This is a genomic window from Mesorhizobium sp. M2E.F.Ca.ET.219.01.1.1 (assembly GCF_004016445.2).
GTDB lineage: Bacteria > Pseudomonadota > Alphaproteobacteria > Rhizobiales > Rhizobiaceae > Mesorhizobium.
In genome coordinates this window covers 573,591-586,151 of the sequence record NZ_SADT02000001.1, presented here as the reverse complement: position 1 = coordinate 586,151, position 12,561 = coordinate 573,591, and the positions used below count along the sequence as shown (strand labels likewise).

At 64.9% G+C, this 12,561-nt stretch carries 12 protein-coding genes; all 12 read left to right on the top strand.

Annotated features, from left to right (window positions below):
- Positions 1-6: 6 nt before the first annotated feature.
- The gene (locus EN862_RS02735; RefSeq protein ID WP_127864333.1) at positions 7-627 is read left to right on the top strand and encodes a MotE family protein; all 621 of its coding nucleotides are present in this window, start codon (positions 7-9) and stop codon (positions 625-627) included.
- Positions 624-1,328 (top strand): flagellar basal body L-ring protein FlgH, encoded by a 705-nt coding sequence (flgH, locus tag EN862_RS02730; RefSeq protein WP_127864332.1) that lies wholly within the window; start codon positions 624-626, stop codon positions 1,326-1,328. Before EN862_RS02735 ends, flgH begins: the two co-directional genes overlap by 4 nt.
- Positions 1,329-1,346: 18 nt before the next feature.
- Positions 1,347-1,841, top strand: coding sequence for a flagellar basal body-associated FliL family protein (locus tag EN862_RS02725; protein ID WP_127864331.1), 495 nt, complete (start codon positions 1,347-1,349; stop codon positions 1,839-1,841).
- A complete protein-coding gene (fliP, locus tag EN862_RS02720) occupies positions 1,838-2,569 on the top strand; it encodes a flagellar type III secretion system pore protein FliP (RefSeq protein WP_127864330.1) in 732 nt (243 codons plus the stop codon). The genes EN862_RS02725 and fliP overlap by 4 nt, the downstream gene beginning before the upstream one ends.
- A 211-nt stretch (positions 2,570-2,780) precedes the next feature.
- Positions 2,781-3,776 carry a flagellin gene (locus EN862_RS02715; protein ID WP_127864329.1) on the top strand — a complete coding sequence of 332 codons (996 nt, stop codon included), beginning with the start codon at positions 2,781-2,783 and terminating at the stop codon, positions 3,774-3,776.
- A 358-nt stretch (positions 3,777-4,134) separates the two neighbouring features.
- Positions 4,135-5,205, top strand: coding sequence for a flagellin (locus EN862_RS02710; protein ID WP_127877190.1), 1,071 nt, complete (start codon positions 4,135-4,137; stop codon positions 5,203-5,205).
- 177 nt (positions 5,206-5,382) lie between these two features.
- Positions 5,383-7,041 carry a flagellar basal-body MS-ring/collar protein FliF gene (fliF, locus tag EN862_RS02705; protein ID WP_127864328.1) on the top strand — a complete coding sequence of 553 codons (1,659 nt, stop codon included), beginning with the start codon at positions 5,383-5,385 and terminating at the stop codon, positions 7,039-7,041.
- Between the two features lie 3 nt (positions 7,042-7,044).
- Positions 7,045-7,680 carry a hypothetical protein gene (locus tag EN862_RS02700; RefSeq protein ID WP_127864327.1) on the top strand — a complete coding sequence of 212 codons (636 nt, stop codon included), beginning with the start codon at positions 7,045-7,047 and terminating at the stop codon, positions 7,678-7,680.
- Positions 7,677-9,095 (top strand): MotB family protein, encoded by a 1,419-nt coding sequence (locus EN862_RS02695; protein WP_127864326.1) that lies wholly within the window; start codon positions 7,677-7,679, stop codon positions 9,093-9,095. The genes EN862_RS02700 and EN862_RS02695 overlap by 4 nt, the downstream gene beginning before the upstream one ends.
- Positions 9,092-10,573: a chemotaxis protein MotC gene (locus tag EN862_RS02690; protein ID WP_127864325.1), complete on the top strand. Its 1,482-nt coding sequence runs from the start codon at positions 9,092-9,094 to the stop codon at positions 10,571-10,573. The genes EN862_RS02695 and EN862_RS02690 overlap by 4 nt, the downstream gene beginning before the upstream one ends.
- Positions 10,570-11,928 carry a flagellar hook-length control protein FliK gene (locus EN862_RS02685; RefSeq protein ID WP_127864324.1) on the top strand — a complete coding sequence of 453 codons (1,359 nt, stop codon included), beginning with the start codon at positions 10,570-10,572 and terminating at the stop codon, positions 11,926-11,928. Before EN862_RS02690 ends, EN862_RS02685 begins: the two co-directional genes overlap by 4 nt.
- Entirely contained in the window at positions 11,858-12,448 is a 591-nt protein-coding gene (locus tag EN862_RS02680; RefSeq protein WP_245519482.1) for a transglycosylase SLT domain-containing protein, read from the top strand. The genes EN862_RS02685 and EN862_RS02680 overlap by 71 nt, the downstream gene beginning before the upstream one ends.
- Positions 12,449-12,561 lie beyond the last annotated feature (113 nt).

Sequence of the window (12,561 nt, the reverse complement as noted above, 5' to 3'; positions counted from 1 at the left end):
ACACCGATGATCGCGCTCCTCTCCTCGATACTGCATCGCCGCCCAAGGCTTCACTCCGCGAGCGGCCTCCTCGCCATTGGCGCGATCGTCGCGCTGGCGGGCGGCGCGGTCCGCGCGGATGAAGTGCGCCAGGTATTGCCTGGCGGTCAGGCGCCGGCTCAGCCGGCCCAGCTCACGCGCGAGACGGCATCGGCCCAACCGGTTGGACTTGCGGGCGGGAAAGCGCCTGACGAAAGCGAGATCCAGCGCTTCTGCTCCAACATCGCGGATGCCGCGCGCGACCGCCGCTACGCCCTGCAGGCGGAGCAGCTGAAGCAGCTGCAGGCCGGCATCGACGAGCGCATGAAAGCGCTGGAGGCAAAGAAAGCCGAATATGAAGAGTGGCTGAAGCGCCGCGAAGTTTTCCTGGCGCGCGCCGAGGACGGCGTCGTCAAGATCTATGCCGGCATGAAGCCGGACGCCGCCGCCGAACGGCTGGCGATGGTCAATGCCGAGCTCGCGGCGGCCATCCTGATGAAGCTCGATTCGCGCAAGGCCGGCGTCATCCTGAATGAAATGGACCAGAAGGCGGCGGCGACGCTCACCGGCATCATGGCCAGCGCGGCGCGAAGGGTTGATCCGTCATGAAGTTGAAATTGCTCGCCCTGATCGCCCTGGCCGGCCTGGCCGGCTGCGGCACCGATCCCAGGGAAATCAACAGGGAGCCCGCTTTGTCGCCGGTCGGGTCCGGCATCGGCGAGGGCGGCTCCGGTCCATACAGCTACCCTGAGCCGCCCGCTTCGCGGCCGAAGAAATTCTCGCTGTGGGACGATCGCCAGAGCCGGCTCTTCACCGATCCGCGCGCGCTGCGCGCCGGCGACATTCTGACCGTCAACATCAGGCTCAACGATCGGGCCAATTTCAAGAACCAGAACGATCGCAGCCGCACCGCCGCGCGCAAGCTCGGCTACGACGTCAATCTCGGCTGGGAAACGGCGAGCACCAGCGGCAAGGGTGACGCCGGCTTGAGCTCCAGCACCGAGACCAATGCCGACGGCGAGATCAAGCGCTCGGAAGATATCGCGCTCAATGTAGCGGCTGTGGTGACGGAGGTGCTGCCCAACGGCAATCTGATGATCAGGGGTTCGCAGGAGGTCCGCGTCAACTACGAGCTGCGGGTGCTCACCATCGCCGGCATGGTTCGTCCGTCCGACATCGGCGCGGAAAACACCATCCCCTACGAGCGCATCGCCGAGGCGCGCATCTCCTATGGCGGCCGCGGCCGTGTGAGCGAGGTCCAGCAGCCGGCCTATGGCCAGCAGGTGCTGGACCAGGTTCTTCCTTTCTAGGACCGGGAGAGCGCGGCCGTGGCCAATGTCGAGCAGGTCCAGCCCAAGAAGGGACCTTCCCTGGTGATCCAGCTCGCCATGCTGCTGGTCATGACAGGCGCGGCCATCGGCATGGGCTGGGTTTCCGGCGGCTATCTCAAGCAGGGTGAAACGCCGGCGCCGGTGCCCGCGGCGTCGGAGAATGCCGGCAAGGCGGAGAAGCCCGGCGAAGCCGGCAAAGCGGCCGCCGGGCCAACGCTGGCTCAGTTGGCGCCGATCACCACCAATCTCGCCTCGCCGTCGGACGTTTGGATCCGGCTGGAGGTATCGGTACTCTATGATGCCCCGCAGCCGCCGGAAGTGACCGAGCAGATCCACCAGGATCTGCTTGCCTTCGTGCGCACGATCAAGCTGCATCAGATCGAAGGCGCCAGCGGCTACCAGCATCTCAAGGCCGATCTCGATGAGCGCGCGGCGCTGCGCAGCGGCGGCCACGTCAAACAGGTTCTCGTCAGGACGATGCTGCTCGAATGAGAAAGTTCCTCATAGCCACGGCGCTCATCGCCATCACCACTTCCGTCGCCGCGGCCCAGCAGCTCGATCTTGGCGGCATCGGCAAGGCCGACGGCACGACCGTTGGCTACCTGATCCAGATGTTCGGCCTGCTGACCGTGCTTTCGGTGGCACCGGGCCTGCTCATCATGGTGACGAGTTTCACCCGCTTCGTCATCGCCTTCTCGATCCTGCGTGCCGGCATCGGCCTGCAGTCGACGCCGGCAAACCTGATCCTGATCTCGCTGTCGCTGTTCATGACCTTCTATGTCATGGCGCCGACCTTCGATCAGGCCTGGAACACCGGCGTCAAGCCGCTGATGGACAACCAGATCACCCAGGCCGAGGCGTTCGAGAAGATTTCCGGTCCGTTCCGCGATTTCATGCTGCACAATGTGCGCGACAAGGACTTCGACCTTTTCGCCGACCTCGCCCGCGAGCGCGGCCAGACCGTCTCGCGCGAGACCGTCGATCTGCGCATCCTGGTGCCGGCCTTCATGATCTCGGAAATCCGGCGCGGCTTCGAGATCGGCTTTCTCATTGTCCTGCCGTTCCTCGTCATCGACCTGATCGTCGCCACCGTGACCATGGCCATGGGCATGATGATGCTGCCGCCGACGGTGGTGTCGCTACCGTTCAAGATCCTGTTCTTCGTTTTGATCGACGGCTGGAACCTTCTCGTCGGCAGCCTGGTGCGATCCTTCACCTGAAACCAGAGGCCGGCGCCGGATACGCGCTCGAATTTTAGGCAATATATTTTCGATTAACCCTGCGATTTAGCGCTTTGGTAGGGACTGGCCCGCATATTGCTCGCAGATGGCGGGTGATCGGGTTTCACAGATCATTGGCATGATGCCGCACCGTCATACCGGACATGCCGGTATGTCAAAAAAATCCGTGTAAAAATAGGGTACGAGTACCATGGCCAGTATCATGACCAACGCCTCGGCGTTGACCGCTCTGCAGAGCTTGAACGCCACCCAGAAAGCCCTCGACACCACGCAGTCCCGCATCTCGACGGGCTATCGCGTCTCCCAGGCTTCCGACAACGCCGCTTACTGGTCGATCGCCACCACGATGCGCTCCGACAACCAGGCCATGTCCACCGTTTCGGACGCGCTCGGCCTCGGCGCCTCGAAGGTCGACACCGCCTACACCGGCATGGACAGCGCGATCAAGACCATCAACCAGATCCAGCAGAAGCTGACCGCATCCTACGGCCAGACCGACGCTTCCAAGGAAAAGACCCAGGTTGAAATCAAGGCTCTTCAGGACCAGCTGAAGGCCTATGCCGACGGCGCCACCTTCTCCGGCACCAACATGCTGTCGGTCAACAGCGGCGCCACCGCCACGGCTGCTGCCGACGTCAAGATCGTTTCGGCTTTCAACCGCAGCTCCACCGGCGTGGTTTCGATCTCGACGATCGACGTCAAGGTGGACAGCATCAAGCTGTATGAGGCCGGCACTGCGGCGGGCGTGTCGAAGGGCATCCTCGACGCCGACCGCGTCGGCGCGACCGGCGCTGTCACCGCTACCGCGCAGAACCCGACCCTGGGTGCGGCCGCTGCAGCGGGCGACACCTATTCGGTCGCGACTCTGAAGATCTTCTCCGGCACCACGGCTGCCAGCGATACCCAGATCGCGGACATGATGAAGGTCGTCGACGCCGCGCTGAAGGACATGACGACCGCCGCGACCAAGCTCGGCGCCGCCAAGAGCTCGATCGACCTGCAGAAGACCTTCACCTCGAGCCTGATGGACTCCATCGATCGCGGCGTCGGCCAGCTCGTCGATGCCGACATGAACAAGGAATCGACCCGCCTCCAGGCCCTGCAGGTTCAGCAGCAGCTCGGCGTCCAGGCGCTGTCGATCGCCAACGGCTCGTCGCAGTCGATCCTGTCGCTCTTCCGCGGCTGATCGCTCTATACTGACCGCGCTAAAGCATCGGGCCGCGCCAAAAGCGCGGCCCGATTTTTCATTGGAGCGGCTCGCCGTTTCACGGAAACGGTGAACCGCTCCATCTCTATTTGCTTTGAAGCAATTCCGGACGGAAAACCGTTTCACACTTTTCCTGGAATTGCTTTGCTCAAGGCTCGCGCAACCCTCGTTTCTTAACTTCTCCAAAGCCTATTTTTAACATGCCATTAACCATATCGCGCTAGGTATGGTTAACCAATGACTTAGATTGCCGTATCGGCCTATCCGGCACGATCGCGATCAATGGCAGGCCAAGCCCGGCCTGTGGCATGCCGGCTTTTGAGAAGGAGCGAGTTTCTTGGCGAGCATCATGACGAACGCTGCGGCGTTGACTGCACTTCAAAGCCTCAACGCCACCAACAAATCGCTCGAGCAGACGCAGGCTCGGATCTCGACCGGCTACAGGGTCTCCGAGGCCTCCGACAACGCCGCCTACTGGTCGATCGCCACCACCATGCGCTCCGATAACTCGGCGCTGTCGACCGTGCAGGATGCGCTCGGCCTCGGCGCCTCGAAGGTCGACACCGCCTATACCGGCATGAACAACGTCCTTTCGACGATCGGCCAGATCAAGACCAAGCTTTTGTCGGCCGTCGGCCAGTCGGCAGCCAACAAGGCAAAGACCCAAACCGAAATCACCTCGCTGCAGGCGCAGATGAAATCCTTCGCCGACGCCGCCACCTTCTCCGGCTCGAATTATCTTTCGGTGACATCCACGCAAGTGGCGGCCCCCAATGATGGCGTCCAGCAGGACGCCAAGATCGTCTCGTCCTTCAACCGCTCTTCGTCCGGCGCCATCTCGCTCGGCACCATCGACATCAATGTCGAGAGCACCAAATTGTTCGATTCCGGCCTCTCCACCGCCGTCAAGAACCAGGGCATTCTCGACCGCAAGACCTCGATCTATTCCACCGCCGCGGACCAGTCGGCGTATGACGCCGCCTATGCCACCGCGATCGCCGGCGGCGCCACCGACATCGCCGCCAACACCGCCGGCCAGGCCGCGGTGTCGGGCACGCCCGTCAAGATCGACAACGTCTCCGCCTTCAATCTCGACATCACCGCGGCTGGCGTGACCGACGACATCATCACGCAGATGGTCACCAAGATCGACAACGTCATGAGTCAACTTACCGACGCCGCCACCGTGCTCGGCGCCGCCAAGAGCTCGATCGACCTGCAGAAGACCTTCACCCAGAGCCTGATGGACTCCATCGATCGCGGCGTCGGCCAGCTCGTCGATGCCGACATGAACAAGGAATCGACCCGCCTCCAGGCCCTGCAGGTCCAGCAGCAGCTCGGCATCCAGTCCCTGTCGATCGCCAACAGTTCCTCGCAGTCGATCCTGCAGCTGTTCAAGAACGGCTAAGCCAACCAACCCCGATCAACGAAAAAGGGCCGCGCTTCGGGCGCGGCCTTTTTCGTTGGTCGGAAAAACCCGGCGGTTCGGTAGTTTTCTGGTTCCTCGGCAGCACACCCTATCATCCTCGCACAAGCTTCACGGTCTAGTCTTCCGGCGGACAGTCGTGCTGGGAGCCGTTGAATCGTGCCGGAACAGATCCAGAGCATCATCGCGAATTTCAAGAGCTTCGGCGTGAGGCGTCTGGCGCTCATGGGTGGCATCGCGGTCCTGGTCATGGCCGTCATCGGCATCGCCTCCGTCTATCTCAATCGCCCGGCCTATGAGACGCTCTATGTCGGCCTCGAGCGTTCCGACGTGAACCAGATCGGCCTGGTGCTGGCCGATGCCGGCATCGGCTTCGATGTCGGCTCCGACGGAACCTCGGTGCTGGTGCCTGCCGGCACCACCGCGCAGGCGCGCATGCTGCTTGCCGAGAAAGGCCTGCCGACCAGCGCCAACGCCGGCTACGAGCTGTTCGACAATGTCGGCTCGCTCGGCCTCACCTCCTTCATGCAGCAGATCACCCGTGTGCGCGCGCTGGAAGGCGAGATCGCGCGCACGATCCAGTCGATTTCCGGCGTCAAGGCCGCGCGCGTCCATATCGTCATGTCCGAGCGCGCCAATTTCCGGCGCGACGAGCAGCAGCCTTCCGCTTCGGTGGTGATCCGCTACGCCGGCAACGATGCCGAGAAGAGCGCCATGTCGATCCGCCACCTGGTTGCGGCGGCGGTTCCCGGCCTCTCGGCCGACAAGGTCACCGTGCTCGATTCCAACGGCAATCTGCTGGCCGCCGGCGACGATCCTTCCAACACGAGCGCCGCACGCACGCTGGGCGTCGAGCAGACGGTCGAGGCGCAGATCGGCGACAACATCCGCCGTGCGCTCACCCCTTATCTCGGCCCCGACAATTTCCGCGCCAGCGTCAAGGCCGACGTCAACACCGACAGCCGCCAGACCGAGGAAACGATCTTCGATCCGAACTCGCGCGTCGAGCGTTCGGTGCAGTCGGTGAAGACCAACGAGGCCAGCAACCAGAAGCAGGCCTCGACCCCGACCAGTGTCGAGCAGAATCTGCCCGAGACGCAGACCACCAGCACGGAGGGACCGCAATCCTCCTCGCAGAACGATCGCAAGGAAGAGATCACCAACTACGAGATCAACTCGAAGAAGATCGCCACCGTCTCCAACGGCTACACTGTCAACAAGATGTCGATCGCGGTGGTCGTCAACCAGGATCGCCTGAAGACCATCCTTGGCAAGGACGCCACGCCGGAGCAGATCGCCAAGCGCGTCGCCGATATCCAGAAGATGGTGGCCTCGGCGACCGGCTTCGACGACAAGCGCGGCGACGTCATCGATGTGTCGGCGGTCGAGTTCATCAACGGCCTCGACGGCGAGCCGATCGACCAGCCTGGCATCCTCGCCTCGATCGGCACCTATACCGGCACGCTCATCAATGCCGGCGCCTTCATTGTCGTCGTTTTCCTGGTTGCCTTCTTCGGCCTGAAGCCGATGGCCACCGCGCTGACGGCATCGGCAAAGCCCGCGGCCATTGCCGGCCCAAGCTTCGACGACGTGCAACGCTCGCTGCCGACGCCAGACGCGCCGGTTGCCGCGATCACCGCCGAGACCCCGGCCGGCCCCCTGCCCGGGGCGCGCGCCGGCGCAACCCCGCTCGATGATCTGCGCCAGAAGATCCGGCCGGCGCCGCAGGAGCGGCTTGCCCGCATGGTCGACCTCAATGAGGAGCGCACCGCGCAGATTCTGCGCAAATGGGCGGCCGCCCCGGAAGCCGTGGGTTAGGCCATGGTCTCGGCAGCCCTCTTCGATCTCCTGCCCGATTTCGGCTCGCAGGCCCCGCATGCCAGCCACGCCGCGACCCCGCGCGACGCCGGACATATGCCAGCCGCGCCGGCCGCACAGGCCCCGCAGGCCGATATCGGCGCGCTGATCGCCGAGGCGGTGGCCGACGCGGAGGCCACGCTCGAGGCGCGCCTCGCGCTTGCCCATCAGGCCGCGCTCGACGCCGAGCGCCAGGCCAGCGACGATGCCGCGAGAGCCTTTCTGGAAAGCTTCGGCGGCGACCTCGGCGCCGCTGTCGCCACGCGCATCGAGGCCATGGAGCAGCGCGTTGCCGAGCTTACCGGCTCGACTGTTGCCCGCGTCATCGGCGGCCTTCTCAGCGACGACCTGCAGGAACGTTCGCTGCAGGCCCTTTCACGCGCCATCGGCGCCGCGGTCGCCGACAACGAAGCCGTCCGGATCGGTGTTCGGGGACCCCTTTCGCTGTTCGAGCCCCTGAAGGCGGCGCTTGGATCCCGCGCCGCGAATCTCGACTTCGCCGAGGCGCCGGGCTTCGACCTGACCGTCAGCATCGACGAAACGGTGTTCGAGACGCGTATCGCCGAGTGGTCTGCGTCCTTGTCCGAGGTTCTGTCATGAGCGCCATCGACCATGCCGAACTCCGGCACGAGATCATCATCGTCAAGCGCAATCAAGACGGGCATGACGATGATCACCATGGTGGCGTGTGGAAGATCGCCTTCGCTGATTTCATGACGGCGATGATGTGCTTCTTCCTCGTCATGTGGCTGATCAACGCCGCCAACGAGCAGACCAAGGCGGCCGTCGCCAGCTACTTCAATCCGGTCGAGCTGATCGACCGCAATTCCAGCCGCAAGGGCCTCGAGGACCTCGGCGACGGCCCGAGCAAGGTCGGATTGACCGCGGACAATCCGCAGCAGGGCGCGACCAAAGCGGGCGAGGACGGCAAGGGCGGCGCCGGCTCGTCCGAACGCCGGCAGACCAAGACCGGCGCGCAGGATGCCCAGCTGTCCGACGAAAAGCTGTTTGCCGATCCCTATGCGGTGCTGGCGGAAATCGCCGCCGATACCGGGGTGCTGCAGAACGTCAGCGCCAAGGGCGAAGGCGGCGCCCAGACGGCCGGCCCGGCGACCGGCGCTTCCGGCGGTGAATCCTATCGCGACCCCTTCGCGCCCGATTTCTGGTCGCAGCAGGTGGCGGCCCCAGGCGCCGAGGCCACGGCCGAACGCGCCAGGATCGAGGGCGACCCGGCCAAGCCCGGCGAGAAGGTCGCAACGGCCGCGGTGCCGAAGGTGAAGGCCGTTCCGGCGGCCCCTCCGCTGACGGCCGCGCCGCTGGAGCCGCTGGCAACCTCGGAAAAAACCGAAGCCAGGAGCGGGCAGAAAGCCGCGCAGGCCGAGGCCGAGAAGCCGTCGGGTGAAGGCAACAAGACCGAGAAAGCACAAGGCGGGAAAGCCGAAACCGACAAGCGCGAGGCCGCGTCCGGCAACGCCAAGGCCGAAGCGACGACGGCCGAGAAAACTGAACCCGATCAGACCGCCGACAAGGGCGACAAGGCGCCAAGCAAGGCCGCCCTCCAGCAAGCCGCGGACATCAAGAAGGAACTCGCCAAGGCATTCCTGCCGGGCGAGAAGCTCGCCGACGGCGTCTCGGTCGAGGCTACCGACAAGGGCGTCGTCATTTCGATCACCGACCAGCTCGATTTCGGCATGTTCGAGATCGGCTCGGCTATGCCGCGCCGCGAGCTGGTGCTGGCGATGGAAAAGATCGGCCACATCATCAACGAGAAGAAGGGCACCATCACCATCAGCGGCCACACCGACGCGCGGCCGTTCCGCAGCGACACCTACGACAACTGGCGGCTGTCCACCGCGCGTGCCCATGCGGCCTACTACATGCTGGTACGCGGCGGCGTCGACGAAAGCCGCATCACCGAGGTCGCGGGCTTCGCCGACCGGCAGCCCAAGATCGCCTCCGATCCGATGGCGGCCGCGAACCGCCGCATCGAAATCCTGATGACGGCCGGCGGATGAAGGGCAGGAGCGTCATCGGCGGCGCGATCGCGCTGCTATCGCTTGCGGCGGGGTCGCCACCGGCGGCCTTGGCACAGGACGCGCTGCAGCCTTATCAGCTGGTGCGTTCGCTGCAGCTGATCCAGGACCGCATTGCCGGCGGTGATCATGCCGCTCTGCCGATGCAGGCGAAGCTCCTCGAAATGATCGACGCCCGGATGCGCGATGCCAACGCCGAGGATTTCAAGGAGCCGAAGAATTTCCGCGCCTTGCTGGTCTACGGCATGAGCGGCGGCAATCCGGTGACGGTCGCGGCGGCGGCTTCGCGCGCGTCGGTCGACCCGCAAAGCCTCGCCATCGCCAAGGGCGTCGTCGCCTATCTGAACGGCCGGCCGGCCAATGCGATCGAAATGCTGAAGCCTATCGATCCGATGAGCGTGCCCCCGGACATCGGCGCCTTTCTGGCGCTGGTCAAGGGTTCGCTGCTTGCGGCCGATGACCCTGCCCAGGCGCTTGCCCTGCTGGACGAGGCGCGTTTGCTCAGCCCCGGCACGCTGGTCGAGGAGGCGGCGCTTCGCCGCTCCGTCGGCATCGCCGCCGCGCAGGGCGACGCCGCCCGCTTCGCGTTGGCCTCGACCCAGTATGTCGCGTCCTATCTCTATTCGCCTTACGCCAGCCAGTTCGCCGATGCCTTTGTTTCCGGCGTCATCACGCTGCATATGGCGATCAGCCAGGACAAGATCGCCGACATCACCTCGATGATGGATCCCGAGCGCGAGAAGGTGATCTATCTGCGCATCGCGCGCCGCGCCGCGATCGACGGGATGACGGAGCTCTCGGCTTTTGCCGCGGCCAAGGCGGAACTGGGCCGCAACGGCGGCAGCAGCCAGGACGACCCGCGCAGCCAACTCTATTCGAGCCTTTCCACCATGACATCGGCCAGCGTCGATGAAGTGCGTGCCAAGCTCGGCAAGATCGATCGCGGCAAGCTTTCGCAAAGCGACCGCGACCTGCTTGATGCCGCGCAGGCTGTGGCGGGCGAAGTGGTGGCGCCGGTAAAGACGCCCGCCAAGGCGGAAGCCGCGCCGGCCGCAGCGAAGGGAAACGAGGCGAACGCGGCGGCCGAGGCCTCTGCCGATCCGGCCAATGCGGACCTGCCTCCGGTGGAAGGAGCGATGCCCGACCAGCCAGCGGTCGCGGCAAGCGATCCGCCGGTCGCATCGAGCGATCCGCCGGTCGCGTTGGGCGATCCGCCGGTCGCGTTGGGCGATCCGGCGAAGGACACTCCACCCGCGGCTTCGCCGCCCTCTGCCCGGCCACCGGCGCGGACAACGGATGAAACGCCGGCCGCCGCTCCGATGCAAGCTGACGCCGCGCCGGTGGTTCAGGCCTCCGCGCCGACGGCCTCGAATGCGCAAGACCCCATCGACGCCGCGGTGGCCAGCACGCGCCGCCAGCTCGACCAGATCGACCAACTCCTCGGAGCAGCCCCCAAATGACCAGCGTCAACCAGACCCTGCCGGGCTTCGCTTCGACCCAGCCCCGGCAGCACGCCGCCGGCGGCAAGGACAAGGATCAGGGTTTCGGCGAGATGGTGCACGGGACGGAAAAGCCCGATCGGCCGCAGGACAAGCACGTGACCGTATTGCCGGACGCGCATCTTGCAAAGCGCTCGGCGGCCGACAACGGCAAGCAGGAGCCGGACCAGGATCCACAAGGGAAAACCGGCTCGCAGAAAGCCGCGGGAAAGTCCACGAGGACCACGGCCACCCGGGCCGATGAGGCGAAGCCGACGACCGGCAAAGATGCCACGGCGCAAGCCAACGATTCCACGCCGCTGCAGGACCGCTTGCCGTTGCTGATGGCGTTGAGCGACATGAAACACTTCGCGCAATCATCGGGCGCGGGCGGGAAGGATTCCGCTGCCAATGGAGAAGGCGCCAGCGAGCACGAAGCACTGGAGCTGCAACTGCGCATGGGCAAGCGCGCGACGGTCGGCAATTCCGCCGAGCCGCAGTCGCGATCCGCCCGTTCGATGGCGGCTGAAGCTTCCGGGCCTGACTTCGGGCAGAAGCCGGTGAAGGCGGACATGGCTCTCGACATGCCCGGCCGCGGCGAAACCAGAATCTTGCAGACGCGGGGGAATGAACCGCAGCCCGACAGCCCTGTGCCGCCGCAGGGCTGGCGGCCAGCTTCGACCTCCAAGGTCTCCCAACAATCGCAGCCAACCGCGCAGCAGACACCGGCCAAGCCATCTTCTTCCGCCACACGCGTGGAAGTCGTCAGCCAGCAGAGCTTCCCTGCGCCGGCGCAAAACCCGATCGGCCAGACGGCATCTGCGCTGGTTGAGGCGCTTGCCTCCGACAAAGGCGTTCAGCAGGCTTTCGCAAGCGCCTCGGCAGGCTCCCAGACGACCAATTCTGTTGCCGTTCCGACACACGTGCTCAAGATCGAGCTCCACCCTGCGGAGCTCGGGGCGGTCACGGCCAGCTTGCGGCTATCGGGCGAGCAACTTTCGATTGAGATGAAGCCCGAGACGCACGAGGCATATCGCCGTCTCACCACCGACAGCGATGCCATCGTCAAGTCGATGCGCAGCCTCGGCTTCGACGTCGACAAGGTCACCATCCTGCAACCTTCGATAGCAGCGCATGCGGCGAGCCGCGCCGACGCCAACAGCGCCATGCCGATGTCGACAGGTCGCCACCAGCCTTCGTTCCAGCCCGGGAACTCGGGCGGCAACGGCGCGGGCGGCGGCCGGCAACCGGGAAGGAACGACGGCAATGGCGCACAGGAATTCGCTCGCCCGGCTTCGCCTCTTCGCGAGCGCGCTGGCGACGATATGTATATCTAGCTTGGCGGCCGGCGGCGCGAGCGCCGCTACAAATCCCTGCGAGCCGGAGATCCTGCGCGCCGCAGATCGCTACGGCGTGCCGGCCGGCATACTCTATGCGGTCGGGCTGACAGAGACCGGAAAGAAAGGCAGCCTTCAGCCTAATGCTTTGAATATAGAGGGAAAAGCGATCTTTCCGCGCAGCCGGGATGAAGCGCTAGCCACCTTCGAGAACGCCCGCCGCGAAGGCAAGGTGCTGATCGACCTCGGCTGCATGCAGATCAACCAGCACTATCATGGCGACCATTTCCGCAGCGTCGACGACATGCTCGACCCGCATCAGAATGTCGACTACGCCGCACGCTTCCTGGCCGCCCTGCACGCCCGGCATATGACCTGGTCGATGGCGGTCGCCCGCTACCATGCCGGCCCCGACAACGACCCCGCGCAGAAGGTCTATGTCTGCCGCGTCATCGCCAACATGGTCGCCACCGGCTTCGGCAAATGGACGCCGAATGCCAGCGCATTCTGCAACCAATAGTTGCTCCTTCCTGAGTGCCGATCGGCCCGCGCCGGCCTGTCCGCCGGCGCCAATATTCATCGGCCAAAAATGGGTGCGAATACACCTGCACAACCGCTTTTATTACGGCTCCC